At 65.7% G+C, this 18,989-nt stretch carries 19 protein-coding genes; 11 read left to right on the forward strand and 8 right to left on the reverse strand.

Annotated features, from left to right (window positions below):
- The first annotated feature begins 77 nt into the window (after positions 1 to 77).
- Both AC1DEL_RS18685 and icmF read left to right on the forward strand, forming a co-directional pair.
- The gene (locus tag AC1DEL_RS18685) at positions 78 to 416 is read left to right on the forward strand and encodes a DUF2917 domain-containing protein (protein ID WP_092291522.1); all 339 of its coding nucleotides are present in this window, start codon (positions 78 to 80) and stop codon (positions 414 to 416) included.
- 234 nt (positions 417 to 650) lie between these two features.
- Complete coding sequence (gene icmF / locus AC1DEL_RS18690; RefSeq protein ID WP_477125873.1) at positions 651 to 3,965, forward strand: fused isobutyryl-CoA mutase/GTPase IcmF; 3,315 nt, start codon at positions 651 to 653, stop codon at positions 3,963 to 3,965.
- Between the two features lie 27 nt (positions 3,966 to 3,992).
- On the opposite strand, the gene AC1DEL_RS18695 is transcribed toward icmF, so the two are convergent.
- The 6 genes from AC1DEL_RS18695 to AC1DEL_RS18720 all read right to left on the reverse strand — a co-directional run bounded on the left by AC1DEL_RS18695 (position 3,993) and on the right by AC1DEL_RS18720 (position 7,498).
- Complete coding sequence (locus AC1DEL_RS18695) at positions 3,993 to 5,522, reverse strand: T6SS phospholipase effector Tle1-like catalytic domain-containing protein (protein WP_477125874.1); 1,530 nt, start codon at positions 5,520 to 5,522, stop codon at positions 3,993 to 3,995.
- A 94-nt stretch (positions 5,523 to 5,616) separates the two neighbouring features.
- On the reverse strand, positions 5,617 to 6,078 hold the full coding sequence (locus AC1DEL_RS18700) for a DUF3304 domain-containing protein (protein WP_477105989.1): 462 nt from the start codon (positions 6,076 to 6,078) through the stop codon (positions 5,617 to 5,619).
- Between the two features lie 14 nt (positions 6,079 to 6,092).
- Positions 6,093 to 6,443, reverse strand: a complete 351-nt coding sequence (locus AC1DEL_RS18705) for a DUF3304 domain-containing protein (protein WP_222944701.1) — start codon at positions 6,441 to 6,443, stop codon at positions 6,093 to 6,095.
- 125 nt (positions 6,444 to 6,568) lie between these two features.
- Complete coding sequence (locus AC1DEL_RS18710) at positions 6,569 to 7,030, reverse strand: DUF3304 domain-containing protein (protein ID WP_454756759.1); 462 nt, start codon at positions 7,028 to 7,030, stop codon at positions 6,569 to 6,571.
- Between the two features lie 14 nt (positions 7,031 to 7,044).
- Complete coding sequence (locus AC1DEL_RS18715; RefSeq protein ID WP_441644573.1) at positions 7,045 to 7,380, reverse strand: DUF3304 domain-containing protein; 336 nt, start codon at positions 7,378 to 7,380, stop codon at positions 7,045 to 7,047.
- Positions 7,331 to 7,498 (reverse strand): hypothetical protein, encoded by a 168-nt coding sequence (locus tag AC1DEL_RS18720; protein WP_477125892.1) that lies wholly within the window; start codon positions 7,496 to 7,498, stop codon positions 7,331 to 7,333. Before AC1DEL_RS18720 ends, AC1DEL_RS18715 begins: the two co-directional genes overlap by 50 nt.
- Positions 7,499 to 7,725: 227 nt before the next feature.
- On the opposite strand from AC1DEL_RS18720, the gene AC1DEL_RS18725 reads away from it, so the two are divergent.
- Entirely contained in the window at positions 7,726 to 8,154 is a 429-nt protein-coding gene (locus tag AC1DEL_RS18725) for an HIT family protein (protein ID WP_092291535.1), read from the forward strand.
- A 51-nt stretch (positions 8,155 to 8,205) separates the two neighbouring features.
- Positions 8,206 to 9,060: a 3-hydroxybutyryl-CoA dehydrogenase gene (locus AC1DEL_RS18730; RefSeq protein WP_441591381.1), complete on the forward strand. Its 855-nt coding sequence runs from the start codon at positions 8,206 to 8,208 to the stop codon at positions 9,058 to 9,060.
- Positions 9,061 to 9,099: 39 nt separating this feature from the next.
- Here the strand turns inward: AC1DEL_RS18730 and AC1DEL_RS18735 are convergent, their stop codons facing one another.
- Positions 9,100 to 9,768: a Crp/Fnr family transcriptional regulator gene (locus tag AC1DEL_RS18735; RefSeq protein ID WP_092292105.1), complete on the reverse strand. Its 669-nt coding sequence runs from the start codon at positions 9,766 to 9,768 to the stop codon at positions 9,100 to 9,102.
- Between the two features lie 231 nt (positions 9,769 to 9,999).
- On the opposite strand from AC1DEL_RS18735, the gene AC1DEL_RS18740 reads away from it, so the two are divergent.
- The 7 genes from AC1DEL_RS18740 to AC1DEL_RS18770 all read left to right on the forward strand — a co-directional run bounded on the left by AC1DEL_RS18740 (position 10,000) and on the right by AC1DEL_RS18770 (position 18,488).
- Positions 10,000 to 11,964: an AMP-dependent synthetase/ligase gene (locus AC1DEL_RS18740; protein ID WP_477112733.1), complete on the forward strand. Its 1,965-nt coding sequence runs from the start codon at positions 10,000 to 10,002 to the stop codon at positions 11,962 to 11,964.
- A 13-nt stretch (positions 11,965 to 11,977) separates the two neighbouring features.
- Entirely contained in the window at positions 11,978 to 12,898 is a 921-nt protein-coding gene (locus tag AC1DEL_RS18745) for an ABC transporter ATP-binding protein (protein WP_092291541.1), read from the forward strand.
- Positions 12,899 to 12,913: 15 nt separating this feature from the next.
- Positions 12,914 to 13,828, forward strand: a complete 915-nt coding sequence (locus tag AC1DEL_RS18750; RefSeq protein WP_092291543.1) for a branched-chain amino acid ABC transporter permease — start codon at positions 12,914 to 12,916, stop codon at positions 13,826 to 13,828.
- Positions 13,829 to 13,848: 20 nt separating this feature from the next.
- Positions 13,849 to 14,925 carry a branched-chain amino acid ABC transporter permease gene (locus tag AC1DEL_RS18755; RefSeq protein ID WP_092291545.1) on the forward strand — a complete coding sequence of 359 codons (1,077 nt, stop codon included), beginning with the start codon at positions 13,849 to 13,851 and terminating at the stop codon, positions 14,923 to 14,925.
- 59 nt (positions 14,926 to 14,984) lie between these two features.
- Positions 14,985 to 16,322, forward strand: a complete 1,338-nt coding sequence (locus tag AC1DEL_RS18760; protein ID WP_092291547.1) for an ABC transporter substrate-binding protein — start codon at positions 14,985 to 14,987, stop codon at positions 16,320 to 16,322.
- 79 nt (positions 16,323 to 16,401) lie between these two features.
- Complete coding sequence (locus AC1DEL_RS18765) at positions 16,402 to 17,217, forward strand: ABC transporter ATP-binding protein (protein WP_092291549.1); 816 nt, start codon at positions 16,402 to 16,404, stop codon at positions 17,215 to 17,217.
- Between the two features lie 20 nt (positions 17,218 to 17,237).
- Entirely contained in the window at positions 17,238 to 18,488 is a 1,251-nt protein-coding gene (locus AC1DEL_RS18770; protein WP_441644578.1) for a phenylacetate--CoA ligase family protein, read from the forward strand.
- Here AC1DEL_RS18770 and AC1DEL_RS18775 read toward each other — a convergent pair.
- Positions 18,479 to 18,886, reverse strand: coding sequence for a YbaN family protein (locus tag AC1DEL_RS18775; RefSeq protein WP_477125889.1), 408 nt, complete (start codon positions 18,884 to 18,886; stop codon positions 18,479 to 18,481). The genes AC1DEL_RS18770 and AC1DEL_RS18775 overlap by 10 nt on opposite strands.
- Positions 18,887 to 18,989 lie beyond the last annotated feature (103 nt).

Raw genomic sequence — 18,989 nt, forward strand, 5'->3', positions numbered from 1 at the left:
ATGAATAATGGAAGCGTGGCGGAGGCGTCCGCGTTGTCCTTCGACGCCGCTCCGTCGGGCAGAACGAGGAGACCCCCATGCGTGAACTCAGGACCTTTGAACTCGATGAACCGGGCAAGCCCGTGAGCTGGCGTGTCCGGCATGGCCAGAGCGTTGCCGTGCTCGAAGGCCGGCTGTGGCTGACCATCGAAGGGCAGGCCGCCGATATCTGGCTGCGGCCGGGCGACATCTTCGCGCTACCCGAGGGCGCGCAGGTCTGGCTGTCGGGCGAGTCGCTGCTGGCCCGCTTCCAACTGGCCGAGACCCCCGCGCCGCTCTCGCTCCAACGTGCCGCCGCCATCGCCCGGCAACTGCTGCGCCGGTGGCGCGCCCGCAAGACGGACGCCTTCGGCGACTGCCCGCAGATCCACGCCTGAGCCTCCGCAACGCCGCGCGGCGGGCAAGTGCCTGCCGCGATCCATCCGGGCCAACCCCGCTAGTCCAATCCCTCCCGCCATGCGAGGATGCCGCCATGACCCTCGGCGCGCAGCCTTCCTGCCCGCCTTGCCTTACGTTAACGTAAACGTCATATAATCGTCCGGCCCCGTCAGTGCGGTCGTCAGAACCGCCGGCGCGTGGCACGCCAGCCACATATCCGAGCGGTGGAGACAATGACTGATCTTTCCGATGTGAGCAGGACCGCGGCGCCCAAGCCGCGCGCAGCCACGGGCAAGGGCCCCATTTCGCCCACCACGCCCGCTTCGCCGACCAACAAGGTGCGGTTTGTGACCGCCGCGTCATTGTTCGATGGCCACGACGCCTCGATCAACATCATGCGGCGCATCCTCCAGTCCCACGGCTGCGAGGTGATCCACCTGGGGCACAACCGCTCCGTGCACGAGGTGGTGACCGCCGCGCTGCAGGAAGACGCCCAGGGCATCGCCATCTCCAGCTATCAGGGCGGGCACGTCGAATACTTCAAATACATGATCGATCTGCTGCGCGAGCACGGCGGCGAGCACATCCAGGTGTTCGGCGGCGGCGGCGGCGTGATCGTGCCGGACGAGATCCGCGAACTGCAGGCCTACGGCGTGGCGCGCATCTACAGTCCCGAGGACGGCCAGCGCATGGGCCTGGCCGGCATGATCGCCGACATGGTGCAGCGCTGCGACATCGACCTGACCCGCTACGCGCCCACCTCGCTCGATGCCGTGGCCGGCGGCGACCGCCGCGCGCTGGCCCAGCTGATGACCGCGCTCGAGAACGGCCGCGCCGACCCGGCGCTGGTCGAGACCCTCCATGCTCAGGCGAAGACCGCCACCACGCCGGTACTCGGCATTACGGGGACGGGCGGTGCCGGCAAGTCGTCGCTGACGGACGAGCTGATCCGCCGTTTCCGGCTGGACCAGCAGGACGCGCTGTCGGTCGCGGTGATCTCGATCGACCCGTCGCGGCGCAAGTCCGGCGGCGCGCTGCTGGGCGACCGCATCCGCATGAACGCGATCAACCATCCGCACGTTTTCATGCGCTCGCTGGCCACGCGCGAGGCCGGCTCGGAGATTTCCCAGGCGCTGCCGGACGTGATTGCCGCCTGCAAGGCGGCGCGCTTCGATCTGGTGATCGTGGAGACGTCCGGGATCGGGCAGGGCGATGCGGCCATCGTGCCGCACGTGGACCTGTCGCTCTATGTGATGACGCCCGAGTTCGGCGCGGCGAGCCAGCTCGAGAAGATCGACATGCTCGACTTCGCCGACTTCGTCGCCATCAACAAGTTCGACCGCAAGGGCGCGCAGGACGCCTGGCGCGACGTGGCCAAGCAGGTGCAGCGCAACCGCGAGCAGTGGCACAGCAAGCCCGACGAGATGCCGGTCTATGGCACGCAGGCGTCGCGCTTCAATGACGACGGCGTGACGATGCTCTATCAGGGGCTGGCCGCCGCCCTGGCCGAGCGTGGCCTGGCGCTGAAGCCCGGCGTGCTGCCGGCCACCAGCGGGCGGATCTCGACTGGCCAGAACGTGATCGTGCCGCCGGCGCGCAGCCGCTATCTGGCCGAGCTGGCCGACACCGTGCGCGCCTACCATCGCCGCGTGGCCGAGCAGAGCCGGCTGGCGCGCGAGCGCCAGCAACTGCGTGCCGCCGGGGCGATGCTGAAGCAGTCCGACGCCAGCGGCGATACCGCCGCGCTGGACACGCTGGCCGCCGACCGTGACGCCGCGCTCGGCGCCGTGGAGCGCAAGCTGCTGGCGATGTGGCCGCAGATGCAGCAGGCATACAGCGGCGACGAATACGTGGTGAAGATCCGCGACAAGGAGATCCGCACGGGGCTGGTGACCACCACGCTCTCCGGCACCAAGATCCGCAAGGTGGTGCTGCCGCGCTTCGAGGACGACGGCGAGATCCTGAAATGGCTGATGCGCGAGAACGTGCCGGGCAGCTTCCCGTACACGGCCGGCGTGTTCGCGTTCAAGCGCGAGGGCGAGGACCCCACCCGCATGTTCGCTGGCGAGGGTGATGCATTCCGCACAAATCGCCGTTTCAAGCTGGTGTCGGAAGGGATGGACGCCAAGCGCCTTTCCACCGCGTTCGACTCGGTCACGCTCTACGGCGAAGACCCGCACCTGCGCCCGGACATCTACGGCAAGGTCGGCAACTCGGGCGTCAGCATCGCCACGCTCGACGACATGAAGGTGCTCTACGACGGCTTCGACCTGACCAGCCCGAGCACGTCCGTGTCGATGACCATCAACGGACCCGCGCCGACCATCCTGGCGATGTTCATGAACACCGCCATCGACCAGAAGCTGGACAAGTTCCGCGTCGACAACGGCCGCGAGCCGACCGCCGACGAGGAATCGAAGATCCGCGCCTGGGTGCTCCAGAACGTGCGCGGCACGGTGCAGGCAGACATCCTCAAGGAGGATCAGGGCCAGAACACGTGCATCTTTTCCACCGAGTTCTCGCTGAAGGTGATGGGGGACATCCAGGAGTACTTCGTCCACCATCAGGTGCGCAATTTCTACTCGGTGTCGATCTCGGGCTATCACATCGCCGAGGCCGGCGCGAACCCGATCTCCCAGCTCGCGTTCACGCTCTCGAACGGCTTCACCTACGTGGAGGCCTACCTCGCGCGCGGCATGCATATCGACGACTTCGCGCCGAACCTGTCGTTCTTCTTCTCGAACGGCATGGACCCCGAGTACAGCGTGCTGGGCCGCGTGGCGCGCCGCATCTGGGCCGTGACGATGCGCGACAAGTACGGCGCCAACGATCGCAGCCAGAAGCTCAAGTACCACATCCAGACGTCGGGACGCTCGCTGCACGCGCAGGAAATCGACTTCAACGACATCCGCACCACGCTGCAGGCGCTGATCGCCATCTACGACAACTGCAACTCGCTGCATACCAACGCCTATGACGAGGCGATCACCACGCCGACCGGCGAATCGGTGCGCCGCGCGCTGGCGATCCAGCTCATCATCAACCGCGAATGGGGCGTGGCGAAGTGCGAGAACCCGAATCAGGGCAGCTTCCTGATCGAGGAGTTGACCGACCTCGTGGAAGAGGCCGTGCTGCAGGAGTTCGAGCGCATCGCCGAGCGCGGCGGCGTGCTCGGGGCGATGGAAACCGGCTACCAGCGCGGCAAGATCCAGGAGGAGTCGATGTACTACGAGCAGCTGAAGCACGACGGCACGCTGCCGATCATCGGCGTGAACACGTTCCGCAATCCGGAAGGGGACCCGACGCCGCAGAAGCTGGAGCTGGCGCGTTCGAGCGAGGAGGAGAAGCAGAGCCAGCTGAACCGCCTGGCGGAATTCCAGCAGGGCCACACGGCGGACGCCCCGGCGATGCTGGAGCGGCTGCGCCAGGTCGTGATCGCCAACCAGAACGTGTTCGCAGTGCTGATGGACGCCGTGCGCGTGTGCTCGTTAGGGCAGATCACGCACACGCTGTTCGAGGTCGGCGGGCAGTATCGGCGCAACATGTAGGAGTGGATGCAGGCAGCCGACGCAACGCTAGAAGAAGGTGCGGTAGCGGAAGTAGCCGTTTGTCCGCGCCGTGGACTCCATCTTTCCGGTGGGTCGGAACGCGCACCGCGAGTCGTGGATGTAGTCGTCCATGAGCTTGTGCACGCTTGGTGGCAGGGCGCCCGGCGCTTCCAGTGCTGCCAGCAGGCGAGCCGTGGCGGCATCCACGCGCGGCGCGTTGGCGATGCTCGGGCCTACGCGGCCTCCTGCGGGAATAGGCGGACGCATCGCCACGCGCAAGCTTCGGTGGTGGGTGGCAAAGTCCTCGGCCCCTTCACGCAGGTCGATCTGGTCGGGGTCCTTTCTCGCCCGCTGGTAGAAGCGGCGTCGCTCCAGCGCCTGGCCCGGCAAGTGCAGGCCGCTGCGCCATTGCAGGTACTGATGGGTATGCGCCTCGAGGAAGGCTTGCGTTGCCGGCTTGCCGGTGGCACTTGGCGCGATGCCACAGGTCGCATAGAAGTCATTGACGGTGGCGATCAGGTCCGGGGAGCAATGGAAGGCCCGGGCGAGGCCGGGGTCCTCCTGGATTTCATCGGATGACAACAGCGGCACACCGCCGACGAGCGCCGCGTGGTGCATGTCGATCAGCGGTATCTGCGATAACTGCGGTGACAATCCCCAATCCGGCATCGCCTTGCCTTGATCACCGGGCCGGTAGCCGCCCCCCACGTCTGAATGCATGCCGGGGTAAGCCACCTGCTTGCCACGCGCCATTTCCAGCGGAAAGCTGCCGCGCTGTTCGTGCAGGGCGATGAAATGCACGCATTGTTCGATGGCGGGGTGGATGGCCATATGGGCACCCCAGGAACCATGGCCGTCGGCGCCCGGAATGCCGTCGGGGATGCCGACTGCAGCGACCGTATCGAACAGGCCCATGAAGTGGATGCGAATCGGTATGCCAGCCAGCCGGTAGACGCCATCTTTCTGCGCAAGAAATTCGAACAGCCAATGGGCGAATGCGCGGGCTGCGGCGGCGCCGCGAGAGAATCCGAACACCGCGACATTGATCCGCGTGACCTTGCGCTCGCGGTCTGCCACCACTTTCGCCAGTTTGTTCTCCCAGGTCTTGAACGCGAGCTTGCGCATGGGATCATTCGGGTCATAGCTCATGCCTGATACGACGGCTCTCATCACGTGATCTGGGAGCATGCGGGTTCCAGTCAAATTCAAATGAACCGAGTCAAGCACACTGAGAATCGCCCAGTGAATGCGATTCGCGCCCCGAAGTCCCGCCCCCAAACCGAGCGGACCGCCATAGTCGCCAATTTGCTCGAATGGCGTTCCCACGCCGGGAATGTAGTAGCCGAAGATGCCATCCTCCGGGGCCACCACGCGAGCGTCATACAGGCGCGCGACATTGCTGTGCTTATTCGCCTCGGCCTGTGTGCAGCCAAGCCCGGGCTCCTTCCAATCCTTGTTGTTGCCCGTGCCATCGAAGAACAGACTGACAAACACCTGGCCCTGGCACTGCGCCGGGTCCCGCTTGAAAACACAGGCCATTACCCGCGCTCGCTGCATCGTTTCTCGTAGCGAAAGTTCGCGCTGTCCATTCGCAGGCATCGGTGCAGGTATCGTAAGGTTGTATGGCATATTGCTCAGGCTCGGATGTACTTCACAATTTGGCTTCGTCGCCTTTAAGCGGATAGTCCGGATGCCCGAGGCCCATCATGGTGACGAACACCTTGACCTCGCCGCCGCGCAGGAAATGGACAGCGAGCCGGCCGCCCTCGTCGGGGCCATACCGTGGCACTTCCACGTCGCGCTCCATGGCGTTTTCTCCACCCCAATCGCTCCACCAGACCTTTACCGTCATACCCGGCTTGTAAGCGCGTGGAATGCTTGTACAACAGGTGAATTTTCCGCCGCCACGATGTGCTCCCAAGTACGCACCGCCATACTCGTTGACCCCAAAGCGGTAGATGCTCCTGTCGGTGTGGTTGTAGCCCACCAGATTCAACGTCATCTGGTCTTCGGTGCATCCGGTCAGTGGCAGGCACAGCCCGGCCAATAGGCAAAGACGCCAGACTGACGGGAACCATTTCGTTTCGCGGCGATGACGCGTATTGGCAGGCATGGACGAAGTCTTTGTCACAGTTCGGCATCCTCACCCTTGAGCGGATAGTTGGGATGCCAGTAGCCCATCATGGTGACGAACACCTTGACCTCCCCGCTGCGCAGGAAATGCACGGCAAATGCACCGCCTTCATCTGGTCCATACCGTGGCACTTCCACAATGCGCTCCATGGCGTTTTCCCCACCCCAGTCACTCCACCAGACAGTGACCGTCATCCCAGGTCGGTAGGCGCGTGGAATGCTGATGCAACAGGTATGTCCCCCGCCGCCGCGGTGTGCTCCCAGGTAGCCACCGCCATATTCGTTGACGCCAAAACTGTAGATGCTCCTGTTGGTATGGTTGTGGCCCACCAGATTCAACGTCATCCGGTCTTCGGTGCACCCGGTCAGTGGCAGGCACAGCCCGGCCAATAGGCAAAGACGCCAGACTGAGGGGAACCATTTCGTTTCGCGGCGATACCGGACATTCGCAGGCATGGACGAAGTCTTTGTCACAGTTCGGCATCCTCACCCTTGAGCGGATAGTCCGGATGCCCGAGGCCCATCATGGTGACGAACACCTTGACCTCGCCGCCGCGCAGGAAATGGACAGCGAACCGGCCGCCCTCGTCGGGGCCATACCGTGGCACTTCCACGACGCGCTTTATGGCGTTCTCTCCATCCCAATCGCTCCCCCAGACCGTTACCGTCATGCCGGGCTTGTAGGCGCGTGGGATGCTGATGCAGCAGGTGAACCCTCCACCGCCCCGGTGCGCTTGCAGGTGACCGCCCCCATATTCATTGACGCCATAGCGGTGGATGCTCCTGTCGGTATGGTTGTAGCCCACCAGATTCAACGTCATCTGGTCTTCGATGCATCCTGTCAGTGGCAAGCACAGCCCGGCCAATAGGCAAAGACGCCAGACTGAGGGGAACCATTTCGTTTCGCGGCGATGACGCGTATTGGCAGGCATGGATAGAGTCTTTGTCACAGTTCGGCATCCTCACCCTTGAGCGGATAGTCCGGATGCCCGAGGCCCATCATGGTGACGAACACCTTGACCTCGCCGCCACGCAGGAAATGCACGGCAAAATGTCCGCCTTCATCCGGGCCATACCGTGGCACTTCCACGACGCGCTCCATGGCGTTTTCCCCACCCCAATCGCTCCACCAGACGGTTACCGTCATGCCTGGCTTGTAGGCACGCGGAATGCTCATGCAACACGTAAATTTTCCACCACCGGTGTGTGCTCCCAAGTAGCCGCCGCCATACTCATTGACAGCCGAAGCTGTAGATGCTGCGGTCGGTATGGTTGTATCCAAGAATGTCCAGTCCCATCTGGTCTTCGGTGCACCCTGTCAGCGGCAGGCACAGCCCCGCCAGCAGCGCCAGACGAAGCGTTCCCTTCCACCCTGCAGTACGGCCGATCGCGTGTGCCATCGATGAATCCCTCGGTTGCCATGGCATTGCACCTTAAACGCTGACCGGGGCACTGAAAATGCGTGAACGTTCACTTGCTGCGGAAGATCAGCAAGGACGTTGATTTCATCGAACTACGATTCCCATTGATGGAGACGTTGTGTAGGCGCGCGCTGCGCTACACTCGAAGGTTGCCGCGCGTCATCCTTGCGCGGGTCCAAGCCACGCAGAAGGAGGGCCCTGATCCCATGTACGACAACCAGAACATCTTCGCCCGCATCCTGCGTGGCGAACTCCCGTGCTTCAAGATCTACGAGGACGCGGACACCATCGCGTTCATGGACATCATGCCGCAGACCGACGGCCACGCGCTGGTCGTGCCGAAGGAGCAGGCAGTGGACCTGTTCGGCCTGTCCGAGGCCGGCGCGGCGGCGGCGATCAAGTCCACGCAGCGCGTGGCGCGTGCCGTGCGCGAGGCCTTCCAGCCGGACGGCATGGTCATCACCCAGTTCAACGGCGTGGCGGCGGGGCAGACCGTGCCGCACATCCATTTCCACATCGTGCCGCGCTACGCGGACCAGCCGATTCGCGGCCATGCGCGCGAGCAGCAGGACATGGCCGTGCTCAAGGAGCACGCCGAGCGCGTAATCGCGGCGCTGGCGAAGCTGCCGGCCTGATCGGTCCCGATTTCATTCCCGGATACACGTAACGACACAAGGAAGTTCGACATGGCAATCAAGACAGTAGGCATCGTCGGTGCCGGCACGATGGGCAACGGCATCGCCCAGGCCTGCGCAGTAGCTGGCCTGGACGTGGTGATGGTCGATATCAGCGACGCCGCCGTGCAGAAGGGCATCGCCACGGTGGCCGGCAGCATGGACCGGCTGATCAAGAAGGAGAAGGCGACCGAGGCCGACAAGGCGGCGGCACTGGCACGCATCCACGGCAGCACCGCCTACGACGACCTCAAGAAGGCCGATATCGTCATCGAGGCTGCCACCGAGAACCATGAGCTGAAGCTCAAGATTCTCAAGCAGATCGACAGCATCGTCGGCGCGCACGTGATCGTGGCGTCGAACACCTCGTCGATCTCGATCACCAAGCTGGCTGCGGCGATCTCGCGCCCGGACCACTTCATCGGCATGCACTTCTTCAACCCGGTGCCGATGATGGCGCTGGTGGAACTGATTCGCGGCCTGCAGACCAGCGATGCCACGCATGCGGACGTCGAAGCGCTGGCCAAGCGGCTGGGCAAGTATCCGATCACGGTGAAGAACAGCCCGGGCTTCGTGGTGAACCGCATTCTCTGCCCGATGATCAACGAGGCGTTCTGCGTGCTGGGCGAGGGCCTGGCGTCGCCGGAAGAAATCGACGAGGGGATGAAGCTGGGCTGCAATCATCCGATCGGGCCGCTGGCGCTGGCGGACATGATTGGCCTGGATACGATGCTGGCGGTGATGGAAGTGCTCTACACCGAGTTCGCCGATCCGAAGTACCGTCCGGCGATGCTGATGCGCGAGATGGTCGCCGCCGGCTACCTCGGCCGCAAGACCGGGCGTGGGGTTTACGTGTACAGCAAGTAAGTCGATAGCCTTGCCCCCTCTCCCCAGCGGGAGGGGGACTCACTCCCCGTACTGCCGCAATCCCTCCAGGTCGAGCACCTCGATCACCCCGTAGTCCACCCGCACCAGCCCCTGCTGTTCCAGCACCTTCAGCGCCTGGTTGGCGCGCTGCCGCGAGATGCCGGCGAGCAGGCCGATCTCCTCCTGCGAGATCTCCAGCGTATTCCCCAGCCCCGGATACAGGTGTTCGTTGAACAGCGACGACACCGCGCGCGCCACGCGCGAATCGATGTCCAGCAGCCGTTCGTACTCCACCGCCGCAATGAACTGCCCGAGCCGCTCGTTGAACTGCATCAGCAGGAAGCGCGTGAACGGCAGGCTGGTATCCAGCAGCCACTGAAAAGTCTCGCGCGGGATGAACGCGATGCGCGAGCGGCGCAGCGCCATCACGTCGTATTTGCGGATTTCCGACTTCAGCACCGCGCCTTCGCCGAACCAGCCGCCGGTCGGCACGCCGGTGAAGGTCACTGACTTGCCCGAGGGCGACACCGTGGTGATCTTGATGATGCCTTCCACCACCCCCAGCCAGTGTTCGGCCAGGTCGCCCTTGTGGCAGACATAGTCGCCCTGGCTGTACTCGCGCACGGTAGTCACGCGTTTGACACGCTCGCGCTGGGCCGGGCTGAGGTCCACGGCCCAGGCGCAACGGTCGATGAAATCATGGGAAATCGCCACTCGGTGCTCCCGTAGGGATTAACCCGGAATTGTCATCGGCGTGACAACCCGGGGGGATGGCATCGGCTATCTTACGATCACTACGGAACCGGCCCGGCCTGATGTCACAAGGCTTGGCGGCATGATGCGGTGCGAGAAGCGCCGCTTGGCGCCCAGTATAGCGACCGGTCCGGCGGCTTGATACCCGGCGTGGCCCCTACGCCCCCTGGGGGAGAGGAGACAGCGATGCAGGAATCGTCGGCAACGACCTTCCCGCGATGCCTGCTGGCGCACGCCACGCAGCGGCCGGACCATCCGGCCCATCGCGAGAAGGATCTCGGCATCTGGCAGACATATAGCTGGTCGCAAGCCGCGCGCGAGGTCCGCGCGCTCGCCTGCGGGCTGGCCGCGCTTGGGTTCCGGCGGGGCATGAACCTGGCCGTGGTGGGTGACAACCGCCCGCGTCTCTATTGGGCGATGACCGCCGCGCAGGCGCTCGGCGGCGTGCCGGTGCCGCTCTACCAGGACGCCATCGCCAACGAGATGGTCTATGTACTGGAAGACGCCGAGATCGAGTTCGCCGTGGTCGAGGACCAGGAGCAGGTGGACAAGCTGCTCGAGGTGGAGGCCCAGCTCGCCGCGCGCGGCCGCGCCGTGCGCCATCTGATCTACGAAGACCCGCGCGGCCTGCGCGACTACGACCATCCCTCGCTGCTCTCCTACGAACGCCTCCAGGAGATCGGCCGCGAGTACGATGCCGCGCACCCCGGATTCTTCGATGAGCAGGTGCAGGCCGGCCAGCCCGATGACACCGCGATCATCCTCTACACCTCCGGCACCACCGGCAAGCCCAAGGGGGTCTGCCATTCGCACGGCGGCCTGATCGGCGCGGCGCGCAACGGCTGCCAGTTCGACAAGCTCGGCCCCGCCGACGACGTGCTCTCCTACCTGCCGATGGCCTGGGTGGGCGACAACCTGTTCTCGTACGCGCAGGCGCTGGTCGCGGGCTTCACGGTGAACTGCCCGGAGTCGCGGGAGACCGTGATGACGGACCTGCGCGAGATCGGCCCCACCTACTACTTCGCCCCGCCGCGCATCTATGAAGGGCTGCTGACGCAGGTGATGATCCGCATGGAGGACGCTGGCTGGGTCAAGCGCCGCCTGTACGACTGGGCGATGGGCGTGGCGCGCCGCTGCGGCGCGGACATCCTCGACAAGCGCCCGGTGCCACTGGCGGACCGGCTGCGCTACGCGCTGGGCGAATGGGTGATCTACGGCCCGCTGCGCAACGTGCTCGGCATGAGCCGCATCCGCGTGGGCTACACCGCTGGCGAGGCGATCGGCCCGGACCTGTTCCGCTTCTATCGCTCCATCGGCGTGAACCTGAAGCAGTTCTACGGCCAGACCGAGACCTGCGCCTACGTGTGCCTGCAGCCGGACGGGCAGGTCAAGTTCGACTCGGTCGGCCCGGCCGCGCCGGGCATGGAGATCCGCATCGCCGACAACGGCGAGGTGCTGGTGCGCGGCGTGGGGCTGCTGAAGTCCTACTACAAGCGTGACGACGCCACGCGGGAGGCCATCAACGACGAGGGCTATTTCATGACCGGCGACGCCGGCGTGATCGACGCCGACGGCCACCTCAAGATCATCGACCGCGCCAAGGACGTCGGCAAGCTGGCCGACGGGTCGATGTTCGCGCCGAAGTACATCGAGAACAAGCTCAAGTTCTTCCCGTACATCAAGGAGGCGGTGGCCTTCGGCACGGACCGCGAATCGGTCTGCGCCTTCATCAACATCGATTTCGATGCGGTGGGCAACTGGGCCGAGCGCCGCCACCTGGCCTATGCCGGCTACGTGGACCTGGCCGCCCAGCCGGAAGTGATCGCGATGATCGCCGAATGCGTGGAACAGGTGAACACCGACCTGGCGGCGGACGCCATGCTGGCCGGCTCGCAGGTGGCGCGCTTCCTGATCCTGCACAAGGAGCTGGACCCGGACGACGACGAACTGACGCGCACGCGCAAGGTGCGGCGCGGCTTTATCGCCGAGAAATACGCGGTGCTGGTCGAGGCGCTGTACGCGGGCAAGCCCGAGCAGTTCATCGAGACGCGCGTGAAGTTCGAGGACGGTCGCGAGGGCAGTGTCTCGGCCACGCTGAAGCTGGTGGACGTCAAGCGTTTCCCGCCCACGGGCGGCGCGCGCGCGGCATGAACAGGGGAATGGCATGACGCAGATGGCATGGCGCGTGGACGCCACGGGCACGATGGCGCCGGCAGGCACGATCACCGCGCCGGGGCACGCCGATGGCGTGCAGCACGAGGGGCTCCGCACCGGCGACGCGCTGGAGCCGGACTCCACCCTGCACACCCGCACGCGCGGCGACGTGATCCTGGACCTCCAGAACATCTCGCTCGCGTTCGGCGGCGTGAAGGCGCTGACCGACATCTCGTTCGATGTCTGCGAGCACGAGATCCGCGCGATCATCGGCCCGAACGGCGCCGGCAAGAGTTCGATGCTGAACGTGATCAACGGCGTCTATCACCCCCAGCAGGGCCGCATCGTGTTCCGGGGCGAGGAGCGGCGCCAGATGCATCCGACCGCCGCCGCGCGGCAGGGCATCGCGCGCACGTTCCAGAACATCGCGCTGTTCAAGGGCATGACCGTGCTGGACAACATCATGACCGGCCGCAACACCCAGTTCCGCACCGGCCTGTTCGCGCACGCGCTGTGGTGGGGCCCGGCGCGCGCCGAGGAGATCCGGCACCGGCACAAGGTGGAGGAGGTGATCGACTTCCTCGAGATCCAGGCCATCCGCAAGACCCCGGTGGGGCGCCTGCCGTACGGCCTGCAGAAGCGCGTGGAGCTGGCGCGCGCGCTGGCGGCGGAGCCGTCGATGCTGCTGCTGGACGAGCCCATGGCCGGCATGAACGTGGAAGAGAAGCAGGACATGTGCCGCTTCATCCTCGACGTGAACCAGCAGTTCGGCACCACCATCGTGCTGATCGAGCACGACATGGGCGTGGTCATGGACATCTCCGACCGCGTGGTCGTGCTCGACTACGGCAAGAAGATCGGCGACGGCACGCCCGAGGAGGTCAAGGCCAACCCCGACGTGATTCGCGCCTACCTCGGCACCTCGCACTGAGCATCGGACCCCATCATGACCTTCTTCTTCGAAATCCTGATCGGCGGGCTGCTCTCCGGGCTGATGTACTCGCTCGTGGCGCTGGGCTTCGTGCTGATCTACAAGGCGTCCGGCGTGTTCAACTTCGCGCAGGGGGCGATGGTCTACTTCGCCGCGCTGGCCGTGGTGGGGCTGATGGACAAGGGCATGCCGATGTGGGCGGCGTTCATCGGCGCCTTCGTGGTCATGATCATCGTGGGCATCAGCACCGAGCGGCTGGTGCTGCGAAAGCTGGTCAACCAGCCGCCGATCACGCTGTTCATGGCGACCATCGGGCTGTCGTTCTTCCTGGAGGGGCTCGGGCCGCTGCTGTTCGGTAACGAGGTGCGGCCGATCAACCTCGGCATCGTGGACGAGCCGATCGAGGCCATCCTCACCCGCTTCAACATCGTTATCTCGAAGTTCGACCTGGCCGCCGCCGCGATTGCCGCCGTGCTGGTGGCCGCGCTGGCGCTGTTCTTCCAGTACACCAAGGTGGGGCGGGCGCTGCGCGCGGTGGCGGATGACCACCAGGCGGCGCTCTCGCTCGGCATTCCGCTCCAGCACATCTGGGCGATCGTCTGGGGCGTGGCCGGCTTCGTGGCGCTGGTGGCGGGCATGCTCTGGGGCTCGCGCAACGGCGTGCAGTTCGCGCTGACGCTGACCGCGCTCAAGGCGCTGCCGGTGCTGATCCTGGGCGGCTTCACCTCGGTGCCGGGGGCCATCGTCGGCGGGCTGATCATCGGCGCCTCCGAGAAGCTGGCCGAGATCTACATCCCGCCCGTGTTCCAGGCGATGTTCGGCGGCAACTTCGGCGGCATCGAAGGCTGGTTCCCCTATGTATTCGCGTTGCTGTTCCTGCTGGTGCGGCCCGAAGGGCTGTTCGGCGAGAAGCACATCGACCGCGTGTAACCCGTCCGGAGACCGACACCATGCTCTATCGTGAAGCCGGGCAGTTCAAGACCAGCTACATCGCCGACAGCCAGATCTTCCCGATCCGCCAGGACCGCATCGGTTTTGCCGTGCTGATGGCAGTGGCCTTCGTCGCGGTGCCGTTCACCGCCTCGGAATACTGGTTCAACGCGATCCTGATCCCGTTCCTGATCTTCTCGCTCGCGGCGCTGGGGCTGAATATCCTGACCGGCTATGCCGGCCAGCTCTCGCTGGGCACGGCGGCCTTCATGGCCGTGGGCGCCTACGCGGCGTACAACTTCCAGTTGCGGATCGAAGGCATCCCGGTGCTGGCCACCTTCCTCCTGGCCGGGCTGTCGGCGGCACTGGTGGGCGTGGCGTTCGGGCTGCCCTCGCTGCGGATCAAGGGCTTCTATCTCGCCGTGGCCACGCTGGCGGCGCAGTTCTTCGTGGTCTGGGCGCTGACCAAGTTTCCCTGGCTGTCGAACAACAGCTCGTCGGGCGTGATCACGGCGCAGCGGCTGGACCTGTTCGGCTTCACCATCGACACCCCGGTGCGCAAGTACCTGTTCGTGCTCGCCTTCGTCACGGTGCTGGCCTTCGTCGCCAAGAACCTGGTGCGCTCGGCCACCGGCCGCGCCTGGATGGCCGTGCGGGACATGGACGTGGCCGCCGAGGTCATCGGCATTCCGCTGATGCGCACCAAGCTGCTCGCCTTCGCGGTCAGCTCGTTCTACTGCGGCGTGGCCGGCGCGCTCTATGCGTTCTGCTACCTCGGCTCGGTGGAGCCGGACGGCTTCTCGCTCGACCTCTCGTTCCGCATCCTGTTCATGATCATCATCGGCGGGGTGGGCAGCATCCTCGGCTCCTTCCTCGGCGCCGCGTTCATCCTGCTGCTGCCGATCTTCCTCGACAACGTGCTGCCCGGCCTGGCCGCGCTGCTGCACCTGCCGTTCACGAACGCCACGGTGTCGCACATCCAGCTGATGGTGTTCGGCGCGCTGATCATCTTCTTCCTGATCGTGGAGCCGCACGGGCTGGCGCGGCTGTGGCAGATCGCCAAGGAGAAGCTGCGGCTCTGGCCGTTCCCGCATTGATTCATCGTCGTAGCCCATAACAACGCCCGTCTACGAGGCGAAAGGTCAAGGAGACTGTCATGACAACCCTGATTCGCAATGTGCAGCGCGCCGCCCTGGTGGTTGGTGTGGCGGCGGCGCTGCTGGCGCCGTCGCTGCCGGCGCTGGCGCAGGCCAACGAGCAGTTCGTGGCGTTGCCGAGCTACCGCGTGGGGCCCTACGGCGCCAACGGCCAGTCGTTCTACGGCGGCTTCATCGACTACCTGAACTACGTCAACCTCAAGGATGGCGGCATCAACGGCGTGAAGCTGAGCTGGGAAGAGTGCGAGACCGAGTACAACAACGCCAAGGGCGTGGAGTGCTACGAGCGGCTCAAGTCGAAGAACGCGACGACCAAGGGCACCGCGTACCACTCGATGTCCACCGGCATCTCCTACGCACTGGTCGACAAGACCGCCGCCGACAAGGTGCCGCTGGTGATGATGGGCTACGGCCGCACGGACGCCGTGGACGGCTCGGTGTTCCCGTACGCGTTCCCGCTGGTCACCACGTACCAGATGCAGGTGTCGGCCATCGTCAAGTACCTGGCCACCAAGAGCGGCGGCTCGCTCAACGGCAAGAAGATCGTCTACCTGTACCACGACTCGGCCTACGGCAAGGAGCCGATCGTCGCCCTGCAGGCGGAGGCGCGGCTGAACAAGTTCAACCTGGTGGAGATTCCGGTGGCGCACCCCGGCAACGAGCAGGGCGCCCAGTGGCTCAAGATCCGCCAGGAGAATCCGGACTACGTGATCTTCTGGGGCTGGGGCGTGATGAACCAGACCGCGCTGAAGGCGGCGCAGAAGGTGGGCTTCCCGCGCGACAAGATGATCGGCTCCTGGTGGGCTGGTTCCGAGGAAGACACCGTGCCGGCCGGCGACGCCGCCAAGGGCTACATGAGCGCGACGTGGAACGTGGCGGGCCGCAACGTGCCGCTGATCGCCGACATCGACAAGGTGGTGTACGGCGCCGGCAAGGGCAATATGCAGGACCGCAACAAGGTCGGCTCGGTGCTCTATAACCGCGGCGTTTCGGCGGCCGTGGTGACCGTGGAGGCGATCCGCGTGGCGCAGGACAAGTTCGGCAAGGGCAAGATGATGTCCGGCGACCAGATGCGCTGGGCCTTCGAGAACCTGAACGTGACCAACGCGCGCCTGCAGCAGTTGGGCGCCACCGGCCTGCTGCCCGAGATCAAGACGAGCTGCGACAACCACGAGGGCTCCGGCAAGGTGAAGATCCAGCAGTGGGATGGCGCCAAGTGGGTGGTGGTGTCTGACTGGATCGAGGGCAACAAGGCGCTGATCCACCCGCTGTTCAAGGCCAACGCGGCGCAGTACGCGAAGGAGAAGGGCATTACGCCGGCCTGCGCGAAGTCGTAAGCGCGGCCTGCGGTTGTCTCCCCTCTTCCGCAAGCGGGAGAGGGGAGCGCAAAACCAGCGGCATTTGAGGTGTCCATCCATGTCCCTGCTATCCGTCAACAACATCGAAGTCATCTACGACCACGTGATCCTGGTGCTCAAGGGGGTCTCGCTGGAGGTGCCCGAGGGCCGCATCGTGGCGCTGCTCGGCGCCAACGGGGCCGGCAAGACCACCACGCTCAAGGCGATCTCGAACCTGCTCCACGCCGAGCGCGGCGACGTGACCAAGGGCTCCATCGAATATCGCGGTAATCGCGTGGACCAGCTCACGCCCAACGACCTCGTCAAGCGCGGGGTGATCCAGGTCATGGAGGGGCGCCATTGCTTCGCCCACCTGACCATCGAGGAAAACCTGCTCACGGGCGCCTACACGCGCGGGCTGTCGCGCGCAGACACGCGCCACGAGCTGGAGAAGATCTACACCTACTTCCCGCGCCTGCAGACGCGGCGCAAGTCCCAGGCCGGCTACACCTCGGGCGGCGAGCAGCAGATGTGTGCGATCGGGCGGGCGATGATGGCCAAGCCGGCGATGATCCTGCTCGACGAGCCTTCCATGGGCCTGGCCCCGCAGATCGTCGAGGAGATCTTCGAGATCGTGCGCGACCTGAACACGCGTGAGAAGGTCAGCTTCCTGCTGGCCGAGCAGAACACGATGGTGGCGCTGCGCTACGCCGACTACGGCTACATCCTGGAGAACGGCCGCGTGGTCATGGACGGCGAGGCCGAATCGCTGCGCACCAACGAGGACGTCAAGGAGTTCTACCTGGGCGTGGCCGCCAACGATGCCGATGGCGCCGCGCGCAAGTCGTTCCGCGATGTGAAGAGCTATCGGCGCCGCAAGCGCTGGCTGGCCTGAATTCCTACCCCTCCCGCACCATGGCTGACTATTTCGATTCGCTGGAAACGCGCACGCCGGCCGAGCGCGAGGCCGCGCTGCTGGCCGCCCTCGCGCGCCAGGTGGCGCACGCGCAGGCCCACGCGCCTTACTTCGCCGAGGTGCTGTGCGATGTGGACCCGCGCGACCTCACCTCCCGCGCCGCGCTGGCGGCGCTGCCGGTGACGCGCAAGTCGGAGTTGACCGCCCGCCAGCGCACCGCGCCGCCGCTGGGTGGCCTCAACGCTACGCCCATCGGCGGGCTGCGGCATGTGTTCCAGTCTCCGGGGCCGATCCATGAGCCGGACGGCCATGCCGATGACTGGTGGCGCATCGCGCGCGCCATGTTCGCGGCCGGTTTCCGCGCCGGCGAGCTGGTCTACAACACCTTCTCGTACCACTTCACGCCGGCCGGCATGATGATGGAATCGGGCGCACACCGGTTGGGCTGCTGCGTGTTCCCGGCGGGCGTCGGCCAGACCGAATCGCAGGTGCAGGCCATGGCGGCGCTGCAGCCGTCCGCCTATGCCGGCACGCCATCGTTCCTGAAGCTGCTGATCGAGCGGGGCGCCGAGCTGGGGCTGCCGTGCGCGAGCCTGTCGAAGGCGCTAGTCACCGGCGAAGCCTGCCCGCCGCCGCTGCGCGCATGGCTGCAGGACCATGGCGTGACCGTGCGCCAGATGTACGGCACCGCCGACGTGGGGCTGATCGCCTACGAAACCGAGGGCGGCGACGGCTGGGTGGTCGATGAAGGCGTGCTGGTGGAGATCGTCGAGCCGGGCGGCACGCAGCCGATGCCCGAGGGCGAGACCGGCGAGGTCGTGGTGACGGTGCTCGGCAACGGCGACTATCCGCTGATCCGTTTCGGCACGGGAGACCTGTCGGCCATCGTCAGCGACTCCTCGCACCGCGCCAGCCCATGCGGGCGCACCAATATCCGGCTCAAGGGCTGGCTGGGGCGCGCGGACCAGACCACCAAGGTCAAGGGGATGTTCGTCCATCCCGGGCAGGTGGCGGATGTGGTGCGCCGCCATCCCGAGATCCGCGCCGCAAGGCTGGTGGTGACCGGCATGGTCGGCGCGGACACCATGACGCTGCACTGCGACGCCACGCGCGAGGACGACGGACTGGCGCACGCCATTGCCGATTCGATCCGCGACGTCATGCGCCTGCGCGGCGAGGTGCGCTTCGTGGCGGCAGGGTCGCTGCCGCAGGATGGCAAGGTGATCGAGGACGCGCGCAGTTACGACTGAGGGGATTGGGGCGGCTCCGCCGCCTCACCATACCCACCCCGGGGCCGGGTCGGCAGCCGCACCATCCAGATGGTCACGGCGGTGCCCACCGCCAGCAGCGTCAGCGAGGACACCGGCCGCCCGCGCAGCAGCCAGGCGGTGGTCCCCATCGAAATCCACATCATCGACAGCGCCAGGCACTTGGCGCGCAGCGGAATGCTGCGATGCGCCTGCCAGTCCCGCACCAGCGGGCCGAAGCGCGGGTGCGAGATCAGCCAGTCGTGGAAGCGCTCCGAGCCGCGCGCGAAGCAGGCGGCCGCCAGCAGGACAAACGGGGTGGTGGGCAGCAGCGGCAGGAAAATGCCGATGAAGCCGAGCACCAGCGACACGACGCCGCAGGTGACCCAGAATGCCCGGATCACGCGCTCACGGTGCGTGAGCGCGTCGCTGGCGTTGCCTGGGGAGCGGGGCCGGCGGGTGTCGCCGGCGGGGCGTTCGGAGTCGGTCGGGTGCAAAGGAAGG

The sequence above is a fragment of the Cupriavidus sp. 10L43_2 genome, assembly GCF_056395265.1.